Raw genomic sequence first — 15,285 nt, forward strand, 5'->3', positions numbered from 1 at the left:
GGCCCTGCACCACGAGCCATGGGGAACGTGGTCCTCCCGGGGCTTCTCGCCTTCCGCCTCCACCCAGGGTAGATGTCCTGGAGCGGCTCACCTACCACCCGGATACCCTGGGCCTGCCGTGTTTTTGCGCATCTTCGGTGGGCGGCTTGGCCTTGGGCTTCCCACCCCCAGGGAAAAGGAGGCCGGGCACGCCGGCCCCATGGACTCCCTGGACCTACCTCAGTTTGGCAAGCTCCTGCCGGGCCCTCTCCTGATCGTAGCGGTCGGCGGCGGTTTTGGCGGGAAGGGAGAGGGCGGTTTCCAGCTGTTTTATGGCCTCCCCCTTCTTGCCCCAGGCGGCAAGGACCTTGGCGTACTCCACCCGATGAATAATGACCTCGGGCTCCAGCTCTATGGCCTTCTGCATGAGGGGCTCCACCCTGGAGCCCTCCGCCCCCTGGGTGGCCGCCACCAGCCAGCCCTTCTGCACCAGCTCAAAGTGCCAAAGGGCCAGGGCCACCATGGCCCCGGCGTGGTCGGGCTTGAGCTTCAAGGCCTTCTCCAGATCGTTTCGGATCCTGGGGGCCAAGCCCTCCGCCAGGGCCTCGAGGATCCCCTTGAACTGGGAAAGCCGCCCTAAGGCCCGGGCCCGCTCAAAGTAACCCTCGGGAAACTCGGGAGCCTTGGCGATGGCCTGGGAGGCCGCCTTCTCCGCCTTTTCAAACCAGGTGCGCTTCTCCTCGGGCTTGGCCTGGTAAAGGGCGTAGAAGCTGGCTCCCTTGGCGGCTAAGGCCAGGGCCTCGGGGGTGCCCTGCTTCAGGCCAAGCTCATAGGCCTCTTGAAACCGCCCCGCATCCAGCAAGGCCGCCACCTGCGGCGCCTGGGCCAGGCCCAAGGCCAGGGCCGCCACCAAAAGAAAGGGTATCCAGTGTCTCACGGGTCTCACCCGCTGGGATTATACCGGGTCTAAAGCCTGCCCGGCGTAAACTGGAAGGCATGAGGCTTATCCTGGGATTGTTGCTCCTGGGCCTCCCCGCATGGGCCCAGGGAGCCGAGGATTATTTCACCCGTTGCCAGCGGCTTTTCCAACAAGGAGCCCTGGAAAGCGCCCAGGCCACCTGCGAACTGGCCCTCACCAGCGACCCGGAGCACCGGCCAAGCCTTCTCCTCCTGGCCCGCATCCACCTGGAAAGGGGGGATCTGGCCCAGGCGGAAAGCTACCTGGCACAGCTGGGAGACGAGCCGGAGGCCCAGCTCCTTCGCGCCCGCTTGCTACTGCAAAAAGGCCAAGCCGCTGAGGTGCTAAGGCTCTCCCTCCCCCCAGGGCCCGAGGCCAACCTCCTGCGGGCCATGGCCCTGGAGGCTCTCCACCAGTACGAGGAAGCCCTTAGGCTGGCCCAAGGCCTTCCCTCCACCCCGGAAGCCCGCCTTTTGCTGTCCCGGCTCCATCTGGCCCTGGGAAGACCCCAGGAGGGCCTGGCCTTTCTGGGCTCCACCCTTAGGGAAAGGCTGGAACGAGGCCGCCTCCTCTTCCTTTCGGGCAGGCCCCAGGAGGCCATCCCCCTTCTGGAGGGGCTTTTGCCGGAGCTTTCGGCCCAGCCCGGACTGCAAAGCCAAGCCCTTTCGCTCCTAGCCCTGGCTTACTTTGGACAGGGGCAGCTTGCCCAGGGGCAGGCGGCCTTGAGGCAGCTTTCTGCCCTGGAGAACCTCCCGGCCCGCCTCCTGGCCCAGGCCTGGCCTTGGCTTATCGTCCTCTTGGCCTTTCTGCTCCTAGTCCTCCTGGGGGAAAGCCGGATTGAGCTGTTGCGCGCCCTGGAGGTGGTGGAGGACCCCTTGCCGGGGCCGGGAAGCCTTTACCTCACCCTCCTGGGTAGCCTCCTCCTCTCCCTTTTGTTGGCCGCCTTGCTGGGAAAGGCCCTGTTCGCCAACGCCCTAGCCCTTTTCACCCCCTACCAGAAGGACCTCCTCCTCCCCAACCTTTACCTCATCTATGGCCTTCTCCTCTTCGCCAGCGTTTTGCTGGCAAGGGGGTTCCGCAAGCGCCTCCCTAACCTGCTCGGTTCCTGGTCCACCTGGATTGAAGGGTTCTGGGTGGGGCCGGCTTTGGTCCTTCTCCTCTTCCTCTACGGCTGGATCAGGGAAGCCCTGGGGCTTGGCACCCTGCCCCTAAACCTCTTGGCCTTCCTGGGCCTGGCCCTCATGGAGCCCTTTTTCCGAGGCCTCGTTCCCCTGGTCCTCAAGGAGCGGTATAAGGACCTCCACCCCTATCTGGCAGCCCTTCTCTTCGCCCTGGCCGTGCCCGGGCCCACCTTCCTCCTCCTTCTCCTGGGGGCTGGGCTCCTTTGGGCCAAGGAGCGGGCAGAGGGCACCCTGGGCCTGGCCTTGGGCTGGGTGGTGGCGGGGGTGATCCTGGCCCTTCTCCCCACCACCTGGCTCCGGAGCTTCTGATACCGCCCCATCCCGGCTTGGCCAGGGTAGGGGTCCGCCGTAGGCTGAGGGGAGGATGCGCCCCATCTTCTTCCTCTCCGATTTTGGCCTCGAGGACCCCTACGCGGGCGTGGTCAAGGCCGTGCTCTGGGAAAGGGCCCCCGGAGTACCCCTCCTGGACCTGGCCCACGCCCTACCCCCCCAGGACCTGCGCCGGGCAGCCTACGCCCTTTTTGAGGCCCTTCCCTACCTGCCGGAGGAGGCGGTGGTCCTGGCGGTGGTGGACCCGGGGGTGGGCACAAGGAGGCGGGCCATCGTGGCCCGGGGAAGGCGCCTCTATGTGGGTCCCGACAACGGCCTTTTCACCCTGGCCTGGCTCCTGGACCCACCCACCCGAGCCCACGAGATCACCCGCATCTCTCCTCCAAGCCCCACGGGCATCCTCCCCCTGCCAGGCTGGGCCCCGGGGGGCCACACCTTCCACGGCCGCGACCTCTTCGCCCCCGCCGCGGCCCATCTGGCCCTGGGGCGGGCCCCGGAGGAGCTGGGGCCGGAGGTGTCCCTTGGGGACCTGGTACGCCTTCCCCTGGCCCTCACCCCGGGGCCAGAGGGGGAGATCCTCACCTTTGACCGCTTCGGCAACGCCATCACCACCCTCCTCGAGGCTCCCCAAGGCGGCCTGGTGGAGGTGACGGGAAAGCGCATCCCCATCCGCAACACCTTCGGCGAGGTGGAGGTGGGGGAGGCCGTGGCCTACCTGGGAAGCGCAGGCCTCTTGGAGATCGCCCTCCACCGGGGAAACGCCCGGGAGACCCTGGGGCTAAGGGAGGGGATGCCGGTGGTCATAATTCCTCCACCCACCGGGCTACCTCACCTAGCAGATCCGCTGCGGTGAAGTCCAGGCTCACGGGGGTGATGGAGATGTACCCGTGGCGCACCGCGTAGAGGTCGGTACCCTCTTCCTCCTCCCCTACAGGGGTGCCGGCGATCCAGTAGTAGGGCCTCCCCTCAGGGTCTAGGCGCTCCACCACCGTGTCCTCCCAGTGGTGGGTGGAAAGCCGGGTAACCATGATCCCTTTGGGCACCCCCGGCGGGAAGTTCACGTTGAGGAGAACCCCCTTGGGAAGCCCCTTTTCCCCCACCAGGCGGGCGATCCTCACCGCCCACTTTGCCGCCAGGGTGAAGTCAAGCTCCTCCCCCGAGGTATCCAGGCTGAAGGCGATGGAGGGTATGCCCAAGGAGGTGCCCTCCAAAGCCGCGGCCACCGTGCCCGAGTGGGTGAGGTCCAAGCCCAGGTTGACCCCGATGTTGATGCCCGAGACCACCAGGTCGGGCCGGCCCAAAAGGTGAACGCCCAGAACCACGCAGTCCGCGGGGGTGCCGTCCACCCGGTAGGCGGGGATCTCCCCGAATCCCGCGCTGGCGGTGTGTTTGAACCGTAGGGGTCGCCTCACGGTGATCCCGTGTCCCACCGCGGACTGTTCCACATCCGGGGCCACCACATAAACCTCCCCCAGATCCCGCATGGCCAGGCCCAGGGCCTTGATCCCGGGGGAGAAGATGCCGTCGTCGTTGGAAACCAGGATGCGCATACCCCAAGCCTAAAGCAAAAAGGCCCCCGAAGGGGCCTTTGGGGGGAAGATCCTTTAGAGGCGGCGGACCTTCTTGGCCTGGGGGCCCTTGCCACCCCGGCCAGCCTCCACCTCAAACTCCACCCGGTCACCCTCGTTCAGGGTGCGAAACCCCTCGGCCTCGATGGCCGTGAAGTGCACAAACACATCCGGACCCTCTTCCTGCTGGATGAACCCGTAGCCTTTTTCCGCGTTGAACCACTTGACGGTACCCTTCTTCATGCTTCTCCTTCATCCCGAAAACCCACCTGGTTTTCCAGGGACTCCTCACTATCCCACGGTTTGGCCAAAAAGTCAAGCCCCAAAGCGCCAGGGGCCTTGGGGCCTGAGGGAGGGCTTTGGGCTTAGTGGTGGTGCCCGCCCTCGTGCACGTGGCCGTGGAGGATCTCCTCGGGGGTGGCCTCCCGCACCTTCACCACCTCCACCTCAAAGTCCAGGTCCTTGCCCGCCAGGGGGTGGTTGAAGTCAATGGTCACCTCTTCCCCCTGGACCTCCACCACGGTGAGGGGCATGGGGTTCCCCTCCATGTCCTGGGCGTAGAACTGGGCCCCGGGCACCACCTCCGCATCCTCGGGGAAGGCGGAGAGGGGCACCACCTGGACCCCCTCGGGATCCCGGGGTCCATAGGCCTTGTCCGCGGGCACACGGGCCTGGAAGCTCTCCCCTTCCATGCGGCCCTCCAGTTCCTCCTCGAGGCCCCGGATCAGGTTGCCGTGCCCGTGCAAGTAGGAAAGCTCCCCCTGGTCCAAGACCTCCCCCTCCACCTGGAGGGTGTAACGGATGGTCACTACCTTGTCTTGTTCCACCTTCATGGTCACCCTTCCGCAAGCCAGGCTTGCTCCCCTTAGCCTAGCAGACCCGCCCCTTGGTGGGAAGGTGGTGGAGGCTTTCCCCGTATCCAAGCCCCTTCCCCTCCCCTTACAGGCCCTATAGTAGGGGTATGCGGGTGGAAAGGATCGTCGGCAAGACCCCGGCGGTGCGCCTTTTCAAGGTGGTGGAGCCCGACATGGCCGAGGTGTGGGTAAAGCTGGAGGGCCTCAATCCCGGCGGGTCCATCAAGGACCGGCCCGCCTGGTACATGATCCAGGACGCCGAGGAAAAGGGCCTCCTCCGACCCGGCTCCGGCCAGGTTATCGTGGAGCCCACCAGCGGCAACACCGGGATCGGCCTGGCCATGATCGCCGCAAGCCGCGGCTACCGCCTCATCCTCACCATGCCCGCCCAGATGTCCGAGGAGAGGAAGCGGGTGCTGAAGGCCTTCGGCGCCGAGCTGGTCCTCACCGACCCGGCAAGGCGGATGCTGGCCGCCAGGGAGGAGGCCCTGCGCCTCAAGGAGGAGCTTGGGGCCTTCATGCCCGACCAGTTCGCCAACCCCGCCAACGTGCGCGCCCACTACGAGACCACGGGGCCAGAGCTCTTTGAGGCCCTAGAGGGAAGGATCGACGCCTTCGTCTACGGCTCGGGCACCGGGGGGACCATCACCGGGGTGGGGCGGTACCTGAAGGAACGGATCCCCGGGGTGAAGGTGATCGCCGTGGAGCCCGCCCGCTCCAACGTCCTCTCCGGGGGAAAGATGGGGCAGCACCAGTTCCAGGGCATGGGACCCGGCTTCATCCCCGAGAACCTGGACCTTTCCCTCCTGGATGGGGTCATCCAGGTGTGGGAGGAGGACGCCTTCCCCTTGGCCCGGCGCCTGGCCAAGGAGGAAGGGCTTTTCCTGGGGATGAGCTCAGGGGGGATTCTCTGGGCAGCCTTGCAGGTGGCCCGGGAGCTGGGCCCCGGCAAGAGGGTGGCCTGCATCAGCCCCGACGGCGGCTGGAAGTACCTCACCACCCCCCTCTACGCCGAACCCTAGCGCCGCACCACCTGGGCGTCCTTGGGGTAGCGCTTCAGGTCCTGGGGGCGCAAGGAGGCCTTCTTGAACTCCACCACCCTAAGGTCGGCCAAAACCTTCCCCCCCTCGTCCCGGAACACGAAGCGCACGGGCCTGGGATCGGCCTTCAGGATGTAGAGCTCCAAGGCGGCGAAGCCCTGGCCCTCCTGCGCCCGGCCCCAAAGCTTCCAGGCCACCCCCTCTGGCAGGCGCTCCTCTCCCAGAAGGCGAAGGCTCACCCGCTGGGAAAGCCCCTTAAGGTCTCCAAGGCCCTGGGGGCTAAACCCCAGGGCCTGCACCTGGGCCTTTTCCTTGGGGCTCACCACCAGCTGGTTCGTGAGGTAGAGGTAGTTCCAGACCTCCCTTTCCGTGATCACGGTGAAGTTCCCCTCCAGGGAACCTGGCTTCTGAAACTCTATGCGGAAGAGGTTTTCCTTGGGAATGGCCAGCACCCGGGCTTTAAGCTCCTCCGGCCCCCCGGGTCCTTGGATCTGGCCCTCCACCACCGCCTGCCAGGGGTCTTGCAGGTTCCTCTCCACCCGGTCCAGGATCTCGGAGACGCTTTGCGCCAGAGCCACACCCAGGGCTAGGAGCAGAACACCCCAAGCTTTTTCCAGAGATCCCTTTCTCATGGCCACCTCCAGGCGTACCGGACCCAGGCGTAGGGAACCTTCCTGTATCCCCCCTCGAGGCCCAGGTCCCCAAGCCACACCCCGAGGCTACCCGCAAAGGGATAGGAAAGGGTGAGGAAAAGGCTAGCCTCCCCTAAGTAAAGCCCCGCCTCCAGGCGGTTTAGCCCCCCTAGGCGCAAGGAGAGGTCCAAAACCTCCATCCCCTCCCCCACCTCTCCCTTCCAGCCCAGAACCAGATAGGGCAGGCCGGAAAAACCCGCCCCCAGGGTGTAGGTGGCTTCCTCCCTCCGGGCGTAGCTCACCTCGGCCCGCACCCCCTCCCCCCTTTCCCAGAGGAGGCCCACCACCTCCTTGGGCACCAGGCGGTAGCGCAGGGAAAGCCCACCGAACAACCCCTCCTCAGGGAACAGGGGGAAAACCCCCTTGGGGCGGTAGCCGAGCCGGGCCGCCAGGGCCAAGGGGCCAGCACCCCCTTCGGCAAAGGCCATCCCCCCAAACCCCCCCACCCCCGCCTCGGCCTGCAGGCCATAGGCCAGGTACCCCAAGGGCCCCAGGGCCAGGCTGGAGGAAAGCCCCAAGGCCCCCCGGCTTTCCTGCCCCAACTGGAGCCTCCCGTAGACCTCCCCCAGCTCCAAGGTGAACCCCACCTCCAGGGTGGAGGCCAGGCTTCCCGCACCGTAGACCCCGGCCTCGAGGCGCCCCTGGGCTAAGGCCAAGCCCAGCACCAGCAGCCCTGCCCACCACCGCCTCATGCCACCCCCCGCCTTTTTCGGCCAGGAAGAGAAGGGGGGCAAAACGGCATCCCACGGACCCCCAGGCACACCTGGTCCCAGACCCTGGGACTAGCGGGGCCCCCCGTGGCCTCCCCTGCCCACGCCATACCTGCCCCTAGATACCTTCGCAAGTCCATCACCCCAACGAGGAAACCCTACCCCCTTTTCCCATCCCGGTCAAAGGTGGGTGTGGCATACTCAACCTAGGAGGAAGGGCCATGACCCTACTGGACCGCCTAAGCCGTCTCATCCGGGCCAACCTGAGCGACCTATTGCGCCGGGCCGAGGACCCGGAGAAGATCATGGACCAGGCCCTGGAGGACATGAAAGAGGCCCTAAGGGAAGCCCGGGAAGGGGTGGCGGCCGCCATGGCCGAGGGCAAGCGCCTGGAAAGGGAGGTGGAAAGCCACCTGAAGGAGGCCGCCCTCTGGGAGGAGAAGGCCAAGGAGGCCCTGAAGGCAGGACGGGAGGACCTGGCCAAGGAGGCCTTGAGGCGGAGGAAGCGGGCCCTGGACCTGGCCGAGGGCTTCAAGGAGCAGGCGGAGGAGCAAAAGGCCCTCATAGACCGCCTCCTGACCCAGCTCAAGGCCCTCGAGGCCAAGATCGACGAGGCCGAGGCCCGGAAGAAGCTCCTTCTCGCCCGCAAGAAGGGGGTGGAGGCCTCCGAGGCGGTGCGGCGAATGGAATCCAAGCTGGACGCCCACCCGGCCCTCGAGGCCTTTGAGGAGATGGAAGCCCGCATCCTCTCCATGGAGGATCGGCACGAGGCCCTGAAGGAGCTGGACGGCCAGGACCTGGAAAAGGAGCTCGCCCTTTTGTCCACGGAAAAGGAGCTGGAGGAGGAACTCGCCCGCCTCAAGAGGGAGCTTGGCCAGACCTGATCCAGGCCCTTCGCCGGCACGAAGGGACCAGGGCCTTGCGGCCAGTGTGGGCTGGCCCACGGGAGCTAAGGGGTAAACTCCGTACCATGAGGCGGTACCTTATGGCCCTCACCCTCTCCCTCGCCGCCTGTGCCCCCCAGGCCACCCAGGCCCCCGAGGCCCGGCCCTTTCTCCAGGAAACCGCCTTCTACCCCGCCACCACCGGGTTGGAGTGGGTCTACGTGCCCGAGGGGGAAGCCCTTTCCTCCCCTCCCTACCGGGTGCGGGTGGAGGGGCCGGCCCTTTACGAGGGACAGGAGGCGGTGCGCTTCCGTAGCTTCGGCCGGGGGGAGGACAGGGTCTACTACCGGCAGGTGGGGGCCTTTGGCGTGCGGCTTTTGGGCTTCCAGGACCCCTCCGCCCGGGTGGTCTTCACCCCTCCCATCCTGGAGTACCCTCCGGAGGCCCTCTTGGCCCCGGGACACCGCTGGGGGGGGAAGGTGACGGTGCGGGTGGAGCTCCTCACCCCTGGGGGACGGGAGCCCTTGGCCCAGGGGAACCTGAACTATGCCATGGAGGTCTTGGAGGAGCGGGAGGTGCGCCTGCCCGCCGGGGTCTTCCAGGTGTACCGGATCCGCCAAACCTACCAGGACGAGCGCGGCCAGGATGTGCGGGAGGTTTGGTTTGTCCCGAAGGTGGGAGAGGTGCGCACCCGGGAAGGGCGCGTTCTGGTGGAGAAGAACTTCTAGGGGGGAAAGATGGTGCTGGACAAGGTGAATAGCCCGGACGACCTGAAGGGCCTGACCCTCGAGGAGCTCCTGGAACTGGCCGAGGAGATCCGAAGCGAGATCATCCGGGTCACGGCGCAAAACGGGGGCCATCTGGCAAGCTCCCTAGGAGCGGTGGAACTCATCCTGGCCCTGCACAGGGTCTTCCAGTCCCCCAAAGACCGCATCCTCTTTGACGTGGGCCACCAGGCCTACGCCCACAAGCTCGTCACCGGGCGCAAGGACCGCTTCCACACCCTAAGGCAGGAAGGGGGGCTTTCCGGCTTCACCAAGGTCTCCGAGTCGGAACACGACGCCATCACCGCCGGCCACGCCAGCACCTCCTTGGCCCATGCCCTGGGCATGGCCATCGCCCGGGACCTGGCGAAGGAGGACTACCACGTGGTGGCGGTCATCGGGGACGGGGCCCTCACCGGGGGGATGGCCCTGGCCGCCCTCAACAAGATCGGGGAGTTGGGCAAGAGGATGCTCATCATCCTGAACGACAACGAGATGAGCATCTCGGAAAACGTGGGGGCCCTCAACAAGTACTTCAAAGAGCTTCAGATAAGAAAGTGGGTCCAGGACGCCGAGAAGCTGGGCCGGAGCATCCTGGAACACATCTCCCCCAAGCTCTTCGGCCTGGTGGACCGGGCCAAGGAGGCGGCCAAGCTCATCCTCCATCAGGAAAACCCCTTCTACGCCTGGGGGATCCGCTACGTGGGCCCCGTGGACGGCCACGACCTCAAGGGGCTCATCCACATCCTGGAGCACCTCAAGGAGCTGGACGGCCCCACCCTGCTCCACGTGGTCACCCAAAAGGGCAAGGGCTACAAGGTGGCCGAGGCCGACCCCATCTACTGGCACGGGCCCTCGGGCTTTGACCCCCTCAGGCCGGAGAAGGTTTCCAAGGGCTACACCTGGAGCCAGGCCTTTGGGGACGCCGTCACGGAGCTGGCCCATCTGGAACCCCGCCTCTATGTCCTCACCCCGGCCATGCGGGAGGGCTCGGGCCTGGTGCGCTACTCCCTGGAGCACCCCGACCGCTACCTGGACGTGGGCATCTGTGAGGACGTGGCGGTGACGGTGGCGGCGGGGATGGCCCTAAGGGGCCTTAAGCCCATCGTGGCCATCTACTCCACCTTTTTGCAACGGGCCTACGACCAGGTGGTCCACGACGTGGCCATAGAGGCCTTGCCCGTGATCTTCGCCATAGACCGGGCGGGGGTGGTGGGGGCCGACGGGGCCACCCACCACGGGGTTTTTGACCTCGCCTACCTGCGCGCCATCCCTAACCTCCAGATCGCCGCCCCCAAGGATGCCCTGGAGCTAAGGGCCATGCTGAAAAAGGCCCTGGAGATCGGGGGGCCCATCGCCATCCGCTACCCCCGGGACAACGTGGAAAGGGCCCCGGAGGGCGCCTGGCCCGAGATCCCCTGGGGCCGGTGGGAGGTGCTCAAGGAGGGCACCGAGGCCTACATCCTGGCCTTCGGCAAGACCTTGAGGTATGCCCTCGAGGCCGCCTCGGACGACCCCAGGATCGGGGTGGTGAACGCCCGCTTCCTCAAGCCCCTGGACCGGGAGATGCTCAGGGCGCTCGCCCGCTACCGGCTCCTCACCGTGGAGGACCACCAGCGGATGGGGGGGTTTGGGAGCGCGGTCCTCGAGGCCTTGAACGATATGGGCCTGAAGCCCCAGGTGAGGGTCCTGGGCCTGCCCGACCGTTTCCTGGAGCACGGGCCCATCCCCAGCCTCCACCGCCAGGCCGGGATCGACGCCGAGGGCATCCGCAAGGCCCTGGCGGAGATGGGCGTCCCTCCCACCTATGAGAGGGCCTGAGGCCCTCCCCTTCGCCGCCAACCTTTACAAGGTTCCCGTGGCGGAAGGGTACTTCCTGGTGGATGCCGGGCTTCCCTGGGAAGCGGGAAGGCTTTTAAGGCTCCTCAGGGAGCCCCCCAGGCTCCTCTTCCTCACCCACCACCACACGGACCATAGCGGCGGGGCCCGGGCCCTTTGGGAAAGGTTTGGTCTTCCCATCCTGGCCCATCCCAGGGAGTGGCCCTACCTGACCAAGGAAAAGCCCCGCCCTCCCCTGCCCATCCCCCTCCTGGGCCCCTGGCTCGCCAACCTGGCCCCACCCCTTCCCCGGGAGGCCTTAAGGCCGGCGGAGGAAGGGGAAGAGGTCCTGGGATGGCGGGTGGTGGAGCTTCCCGGCCACACCCTGGGGCAGGTGGGGCTTTTCCGGGAAGGCCTCCTGATCGCCGGGGATGCCCTAAGGGGCAGGGGCCTTCCCCCCAGGTTCATCAACGAGGACCCAGGGCTTGCCCAGAAGACGGTGCGCAAGATCCTGAGCCTGGGAGCGGAAACCATTTACCTGGGCCACGGAGGGCCCCTCTCCCGCCAGGAAGTGGAGGCCCTAGCCCTTAAACTGGGGGTATGAGAAAACTCCAAGCAGGCCTCCTGGCCCTCCTCTGGGGCCTGGGCATCCTTGCCTGGGCCCAGGAGGTGGTGGTCTACCCTGGCTTCGCCGAGGTCAAGGAGCCCGTGGTCCTGCCCCCTTCCGCCTGGGTCTATCTGGCGGGGGAAAGGCTTTCCCGGATAGCCCCTGGGTCCTTGCGGCTCCTTGGGGTGGAGGAACGGGAAAGGGTCTTCCAGGGCACCACGGTCCTCTTCCGCTACCGGGGGGAAGGCCTCGCCACCCTGCGCTACCTGTACACCGGGCTTTCCGGAGAGGTCTTTTACACCCTGGAGGAGGGGAGGCTTACCCTATGGGCCCGGCTCCGGCTGGAGGGAGGGACCCTGGAAGCCCAGAAGCTCACCCTGATCGCCGGGGAAGCCCCCCTTCTCGGGATGGCCGAGGCCAAAGGCCTTCCCATGCGGGCCCTGGCCGAGGCCCCTTCGGGGGAAAGCCCCTTCGGCCTCTTCCGCTACCCGCTGCCCCCGGGCCGGCTGGAGCCCGGCACCACGGAGCTTCCCGTCCTCAAGGCCCAGGTATACCCAAACCGGCTTCTTCGCCACCAAGGCCCCTTCCGCACGGACAGGTTTTTGGCCCTGGAGCGGGGCTACCGCTTTAAGGCCCCCTTCCCCCTGGCCCCGGGGAGCCTCGAGGCGGTGGAGGAAGGTCTCTTCCTGGGCCAAGCCCTGCTTCCCGCTACCCCCGAGGGGGAGGTGGCGGAGGTGTGGCTGGGGCGGGACCTGGAGGGCCGGCTGGAGCGGTCGGTGAGCCTCTTCCACCAAAGCGAAAAGGAGGCCACCTACCGTGTGGAAACCCGCTTCAAGAACCCTTACCCCTACCCCATCGTCCTCCTCCTTTCGGAGACCTTCCCCCAACCCTTCCGCCTGGACTTCCCCGAGGCCACCCACCTGCCCCAGGGCTACCGCATGGAAGTCTCCCTCAAACCCGAGGAGTCCCTTACCCTGGTCTACCGGCTCACCCTTCCCCGCTAGGGACATCCGCCCCCACCTCCAGGGAGCATCCTAGAGGCATGAAGCCCGACCTTCACCGCTTTCCCCTCCTGGTGGCCTGGGAGATGACCCGGGCCTGCCTGCTCGCCTGCCAGCACTGCCGGGCCTCGGCGGTGCCCGACCCCTTACCCGGGGAACTCACCACCGAGGAAGGCTTAAGGCTCTTGGAGGAGCTCGCCACCTACACCCCCAAGCCCATCCTCCTGCCCACGGGGGGAGACCCCCTGGCCCGGCCCGACCTCTTCCTCCTCCTGGAGGAGGCCAAACGCCTGGGCCTCAAGGTGGGGATCACCCCCGCCGTCACCCCTCGGCTCACCCGGGAGGTGGTGGAGCGCTTCAAGGAGCTCTCCGTGCACCAGATGGCCATCTCCCTGGACGGGGCGAGCCCCGAAAGCCACGACGGCTTCCGCGGAGTCCCGGGCACCTTCGCCCTGGCCCTCCAGGCCCTGGAATGGGCCCGGGAGGTGGGCCTCATGACCCAGGTGAACACCACCGTGACCCGAAAGACCAAGGGAGAGCTTGCCGGCATCGCCGAGATCCTGGCAGCAAAAGGGGTGGCCACCTGGGAGGTCTTCTTCCTAGTACCTGTGGGCCGGGGAGCGCTTTTGGAGCAACTTTCCCCTGAGGAATACGAGGAGGTGATGCACCTTCTTTACAATCTTTCCCGGCTCTACCCCTTCAAGGTGCGCACCACGGAAGGCCCCATGTTCCGCCGGGTAGCCCTGGAGCGCCGGAGGCGGGAAGGGGGGGAGGACGGGGCCCTGGTGGGAGAAGGCCGGGGGGTACACCTCTCCGATGGCTTTGGCTTCGCCTTCGTTTCCTCCACGGGGGAGGTGTATCCTTCAGGATTTCTTCCCCTCTCCGCTGGGAACATTCGGGAGAAACCCCTTCTGGAGATCTACCGGAATAGCCCGCTTTTCCTCGAGCTCCGCAACAAGGCCCTTCTAAAGGGGAAGTGTGGGGTCTGCGAGTACCGGGACCTTTGCGGGGGAAGCCGGGCCCGGGCCTGGGCGGAAACCGGGGACCACCTGGCCGCCGACCCCCGTTGCGCCCACGTCCCTAAAGGCCTAGGACAAATGCCCCTGGCCTAAGGAGAGGGGGTTCCCCATAATGGAGCCATGAAGCGCCTCTTGCCCGCCTTGCTCTTCCTGGGGCTCCTGGCCCTTGGTCAAAGCCCGGGGGCCAAGCTCTACTCCGCCAACTGCCAAAGCTGCCACCAGGCCACGGGCCAGGGAGTTCCTGGAGCCTTCCCGCCCCTCACCCACCTGGACAAGGTGGTCCAGGCCAAGGGGGGTCGGGAGTACCTGATCCGGGTGGTCCTCTATGGCCTTCAGGGAAGCCTTACCGTGGAGGGCAAGACCTACAACGGGGTCATGCCCCCCTTCCGCCAGCTCAAGGACCAGGAGGTGGCTGATCTCCTGAACCACATCCTCACCACCCTCGCCAAGTCCAAGGCCAAGCCCATAAGCGCCCAGGAGGTGAAGGCGCAGAGGGCCAGGGCCCTCTCCCCCCAGGAGGTCCTCAAGTCCCGTCCCCCGGTCAAGTAGACCGGCGTACTCCCTCCCCCCGGGGCCCAAAGGCCCCGGGTACCTTTTCCCTGGGCCCTGGCGGGGGATAATGGTCTTGCCGTGGAGCCCGGGTTCCACCTTCTCTACGCAAGGCGCCTGGCCTGGCGCCACCGGCTCCTCTTGGCCATTCCCTTGGCGCTTTTGGGCTTCCTCCATCCCTTCTTCGCCCTGGCCTCCCTCCTGCCCCTTTTGCTTCCCGCCCGGCTTTGGGAAGGGCGGGCGCTACGGGAGATCGCCCGGACCAGCCTGGCCTACCCCACCGCCTTGGCCTATGGGGAGGAGCGGCTTTGGCAAGAGGCCCGCAAGCTGGAGATCCCTCTCCCTCCCTTCCCCTTGGGCCTTTTGGCCCTCTACCTGCTCCTCATGGCCTTGGCCCTGGGCTCGTGGACGGGGCCTCCCCCTAGGGAAACCCGTCCCTTCTGGTCCTTCCCTGGGGCCGAGCGCCCCGCAACCCCCCAAGGCTCCCCCAATGGGGGGAAGCCAGGGGAAGCCCCAGGGTCTTCGCCTGGGGAAACCGCCCAAACCCCAGCTTCCCCAGGGGGCGCGCAAGAGGCGGAACCTGGCCAGAGCCACCCCAGCCCAACCCCCCAGGAAGGGAAGGCCCTAAAGCCTAGCCCCCAGGAACCCCCTCCCCCTTCCCCCCAGGCTCCGGGGCAGGGGACCCAAGCGCCGAGGGACGGGGAAGGAGAACCCCGAGCCGCCAAGGGAGTCCCCGGCCAGGAACCGGGCGAGCCCAAGGGGGCAGGCGCCCCCACCCCAGGTACCTCAGGGCCCTCCCCGACCCTGGAGGCTCCCGCCGCCTTGCCCCTGCCGGAGCCCACAGGACCCGAAGAGGAGCTCCTCGAGCCCGGCCGGGAAGGAAAGGGCCAAGGCCTACCTTCCCCCTGGCGGGAAGGAAGCCCTCCGGAGGAGGTGCGCCGGGGAGTGGAGGTCTACCTGGAGCGCACCCCCCTTTCCCCTGAAGCCAAGGAGCTTCTAAGGCGCTACTTCAGCGGGCCCTGACCCTCTCCAAAGCCTCGGCCACGCTCACCGGCCCCACCTCGAGGCGCTCGGCCATGGGGAAAGCCCCCATGGAACCCCCGTGGCCGAAGCGGGCCCCCACCCGCAGGTCCACGTCCTTGAGAAGCTCCCGCATGAGCTCGTGCTTCCTCCCGCCCTCCATGGCGGCGTAGGGGTTCTCCCGCACCTCGAGGAGGCGCACCTTCCCCTCCCCTTCCACCTCGTAGATGGCGAAGCGGGGCGCGTGCCCAAAAGGGCCCGGGTAAACCTTCTGGTCATCGTTTTTGGATAGGGCAACGGCGATGCGCATA

18 protein-coding genes are annotated in these 15,285 nt (G+C 66.9%); 11 read left to right on the forward strand and 7 right to left on the reverse strand.

Annotation, left to right across the window (positions count from 1 at the left end):
• Nucleotides 1–214 precede the first annotated feature (214 nt).
• The gene (locus L0C59_RS00520; RefSeq protein WP_243089513.1) at nucleotides 215–880 is read right to left on the reverse strand and encodes a hypothetical protein; all 666 of its coding nucleotides are present in this window, start codon (nucleotides 878–880) and stop codon (nucleotides 215–217) included.
• A gap of 95 nt (nucleotides 881–975) precedes the next feature.
• On the opposite strand from L0C59_RS00520, the gene L0C59_RS00525 reads away from it, so the two are divergent.
• Nucleotides 976–2,427, forward strand: a complete 1,452-nt coding sequence (locus L0C59_RS00525) for a tetratricopeptide repeat protein (RefSeq protein ID WP_243089206.1) — start codon at nucleotides 976–978, stop codon at nucleotides 2,425–2,427.
• A 55-nt stretch (nucleotides 2,428–2,482) separates the two neighbouring features.
• A complete protein-coding gene (locus tag L0C59_RS00530) occupies nucleotides 2,483–3,301 on the forward strand; it encodes an SAM hydrolase/SAM-dependent halogenase family protein (RefSeq protein ID WP_243089207.1) in 819 nt (272 codons plus the stop codon).
• On the opposite strand, the gene surE is transcribed toward L0C59_RS00530, so the two are convergent.
• From surE to L0C59_RS00545, 3 genes are all read right to left on the reverse strand, one after another.
• Nucleotides 3,249–3,998, reverse strand: coding sequence for a 5'/3'-nucleotidase SurE (gene surE, locus L0C59_RS00535; RefSeq protein WP_243089208.1), 750 nt, complete (start codon nucleotides 3,996–3,998; stop codon nucleotides 3,249–3,251). The two genes, L0C59_RS00530 and surE, sit on opposite strands and share 53 nt — an antisense overlap.
• A 54-nt stretch (nucleotides 3,999–4,052) precedes the next feature.
• Nucleotides 4,053–4,259 (reverse strand): cold-shock protein, encoded by a 207-nt coding sequence (locus L0C59_RS00540; protein ID WP_015715977.1) that lies wholly within the window; start codon nucleotides 4,257–4,259, stop codon nucleotides 4,053–4,055.
• Between the two features lie 122 nt (nucleotides 4,260–4,381).
• The gene (locus L0C59_RS00545) at nucleotides 4,382–4,849 is read right to left on the reverse strand and encodes an FKBP-type peptidyl-prolyl cis-trans isomerase (RefSeq protein WP_243089209.1); all 468 of its coding nucleotides are present in this window, start codon (nucleotides 4,847–4,849) and stop codon (nucleotides 4,382–4,384) included.
• Between the two features lie 128 nt (nucleotides 4,850–4,977).
• On the opposite strand from L0C59_RS00545, the gene cysK reads away from it, so the two are divergent.
• The gene (gene cysK, locus L0C59_RS00550) at nucleotides 4,978–5,892 is read left to right on the forward strand and encodes a cysteine synthase A (protein ID WP_243089210.1); all 915 of its coding nucleotides are present in this window, start codon (nucleotides 4,978–4,980) and stop codon (nucleotides 5,890–5,892) included.
• On the opposite strand, the gene L0C59_RS00555 is transcribed toward cysK, so the two are convergent.
• Together L0C59_RS00555 and L0C59_RS00560 are read right to left on the reverse strand one after the other, a co-directional pair.
• A complete protein-coding gene (locus tag L0C59_RS00555; protein ID WP_243089211.1) occupies nucleotides 5,889–6,542 on the reverse strand; it encodes an outer membrane lipoprotein carrier protein LolA in 654 nt (217 codons plus the stop codon). The two genes, cysK and L0C59_RS00555, sit on opposite strands and share 4 nt — an antisense overlap.
• On the reverse strand, nucleotides 6,539–7,294 hold the full coding sequence (locus L0C59_RS00560; protein ID WP_243089212.1) for a hypothetical protein: 756 nt from the start codon (nucleotides 7,292–7,294) through the stop codon (nucleotides 6,539–6,541). Before L0C59_RS00560 ends, L0C59_RS00555 begins: the two co-directional genes overlap by 4 nt.
• 239 nt (nucleotides 7,295–7,533) lie before the next feature.
• Between L0C59_RS00560 and L0C59_RS00565 the strand changes: the two genes are divergently transcribed.
• From L0C59_RS00565 to L0C59_RS00600, 8 genes are all read left to right on the forward strand, one after another.
• The gene (locus L0C59_RS00565; protein WP_243089213.1) at nucleotides 7,534–8,196 is read left to right on the forward strand and encodes a PspA/IM30 family protein; all 663 of its coding nucleotides are present in this window, start codon (nucleotides 7,534–7,536) and stop codon (nucleotides 8,194–8,196) included.
• Nucleotides 8,197–8,282: 86 nt separating this feature from the next.
• On the forward strand, nucleotides 8,283–8,924 hold the full coding sequence (locus L0C59_RS00570) for a hypothetical protein (protein ID WP_243089214.1): 642 nt from the start codon (nucleotides 8,283–8,285) through the stop codon (nucleotides 8,922–8,924).
• Nucleotides 8,925–8,933: 9 nt separating this feature from the next.
• Nucleotides 8,934–10,781: a 1-deoxy-D-xylulose-5-phosphate synthase gene (gene dxs, locus L0C59_RS00575; protein ID WP_243089215.1), complete on the forward strand. Its 1,848-nt coding sequence runs from the start codon at nucleotides 8,934–8,936 to the stop codon at nucleotides 10,779–10,781.
• Entirely contained in the window at nucleotides 10,768–11,382 is a 615-nt protein-coding gene (locus L0C59_RS00580; RefSeq protein ID WP_243089216.1) for an MBL fold metallo-hydrolase, read from the forward strand. The genes dxs and L0C59_RS00580 overlap by 14 nt, the downstream gene beginning before the upstream one ends.
• Nucleotides 11,379–12,389: a DUF4139 domain-containing protein gene (locus L0C59_RS00585; protein ID WP_243089217.1), complete on the forward strand. Its 1,011-nt coding sequence runs from the start codon at nucleotides 11,379–11,381 to the stop codon at nucleotides 12,387–12,389. Before L0C59_RS00580 ends, L0C59_RS00585 begins: the two co-directional genes overlap by 4 nt.
• Nucleotides 12,390–12,427: 38 nt before the next feature.
• Nucleotides 12,428–13,498: a TIGR04053 family radical SAM/SPASM domain-containing protein gene (locus L0C59_RS00590; RefSeq protein WP_243089218.1), complete on the forward strand. Its 1,071-nt coding sequence runs from the start codon at nucleotides 12,428–12,430 to the stop codon at nucleotides 13,496–13,498.
• Nucleotides 13,499–13,525: 27 nt separating this feature from the next.
• Nucleotides 13,526–13,954 (forward strand): c-type cytochrome, encoded by a 429-nt coding sequence (locus L0C59_RS00595; protein WP_243089219.1) that lies wholly within the window; start codon nucleotides 13,526–13,528, stop codon nucleotides 13,952–13,954.
• An 81-nt stretch (nucleotides 13,955–14,035) separates the two neighbouring features.
• Nucleotides 14,036–14,977 carry a hypothetical protein gene (locus L0C59_RS00600; protein ID WP_243089220.1) on the forward strand — a complete coding sequence of 314 codons (942 nt, stop codon included), beginning with the start codon at nucleotides 14,036–14,038 and terminating at the stop codon, nucleotides 14,975–14,977.
• Here the strand turns inward: L0C59_RS00600 and L0C59_RS00605 are convergent.
• On the reverse strand, nucleotides 14,964–15,284 hold the full coding sequence (locus tag L0C59_RS00605) for a NifB/NifX family molybdenum-iron cluster-binding protein (RefSeq protein ID WP_243089221.1): 321 nt from the start codon (nucleotides 15,282–15,284) through the stop codon (nucleotides 14,964–14,966). The two genes, L0C59_RS00600 and L0C59_RS00605, sit on opposite strands and share 14 nt — an antisense overlap.
• Between the last annotated feature and the right edge of the window lies 1 nt (nucleotide 15,285).

The sequence above is a fragment of the Thermus neutrinimicus genome (assembly GCF_022760955.1).
Classification (GTDB): domain Bacteria; phylum Deinococcota; class Deinococci; order Deinococcales; family Thermaceae; genus Thermus; species Thermus neutrinimicus.

What these genes read in the sequence shown, in the direction of transcription:
- L0C59_RS00580 (WP_243089216.1), top strand. Translation starts at nt 10,768, where the DNA reads ATGAGAGGGCCTGAGGCCCTCCCCTTCGCCGCCAACCTTTACAAGGTT.
- L0C59_RS00555 (WP_243089211.1), bottom strand. Translation starts at nt 6,542, where the DNA reads ATGAGAAAGGGATCTCTGGAAAAAGCTTGGGGTGTTCTGCTCCTAGCC.
- L0C59_RS00605 (WP_243089221.1), bottom strand. Translation starts at nt 15,284, where the DNA reads ATGCGCATCGCCGTTGCCCTATCCAAAAACGATGACCAGAAGGTTTAC.
- L0C59_RS00590 (WP_243089218.1), top strand. Translation starts at nt 12,428, where the DNA reads ATGAAGCCCGACCTTCACCGCTTTCCCCTCCTGGTGGCCTGGGAGATG.
- L0C59_RS00525 (WP_243089206.1), top strand. Translation starts at nt 976, where the DNA reads ATGAGGCTTATCCTGGGATTGTTGCTCCTGGGCCTCCCCGCATGGGCC.
- L0C59_RS00545 (WP_243089209.1), bottom strand. Translation starts at nt 4,849, where the DNA reads ATGAAGGTGGAACAAGACAAGGTAGTGACCATCCGTTACACCCTCCAG.
- dxs (WP_243089215.1), top strand. Translation starts at nt 8,934, where the DNA reads ATGGTGCTGGACAAGGTGAATAGCCCGGACGACCTGAAGGGCCTGACC.
- cysK (WP_243089210.1), top strand. Translation starts at nt 4,978, where the DNA reads ATGCGGGTGGAAAGGATCGTCGGCAAGACCCCGGCGGTGCGCCTTTTC.
- L0C59_RS00585 (WP_243089217.1), top strand. Translation starts at nt 11,379, where the DNA reads ATGAGAAAACTCCAAGCAGGCCTCCTGGCCCTCCTCTGGGGCCTGGGC.
- L0C59_RS00570 (WP_243089214.1), top strand. Translation starts at nt 8,283, where the DNA reads ATGAGGCGGTACCTTATGGCCCTCACCCTCTCCCTCGCCGCCTGTGCC.
- surE (WP_243089208.1), bottom strand. Translation starts at nt 3,998, where the DNA reads ATGCGCATCCTGGTTTCCAACGACGACGGCATCTTCTCCCCCGGGATC.
- L0C59_RS00595 (WP_243089219.1), top strand. Translation starts at nt 13,526, where the DNA reads ATGAAGCGCCTCTTGCCCGCCTTGCTCTTCCTGGGGCTCCTGGCCCTT.
- L0C59_RS00560 (WP_243089212.1), bottom strand. Translation starts at nt 7,294, where the DNA reads ATGAGGCGGTGGTGGGCAGGGCTGCTGGTGCTGGGCTTGGCCTTAGCC.
- L0C59_RS00530 (WP_243089207.1), top strand. Translation starts at nt 2,483, where the DNA reads ATGCGCCCCATCTTCTTCCTCTCCGATTTTGGCCTCGAGGACCCCTAC.
- L0C59_RS00565 (WP_243089213.1), top strand. Translation starts at nt 7,534, where the DNA reads ATGACCCTACTGGACCGCCTAAGCCGTCTCATCCGGGCCAACCTGAGC.
- L0C59_RS00540 (WP_015715977.1), bottom strand. Translation starts at nt 4,259, where the DNA reads ATGAAGAAGGGTACCGTCAAGTGGTTCAACGCGGAAAAAGGCTACGGG.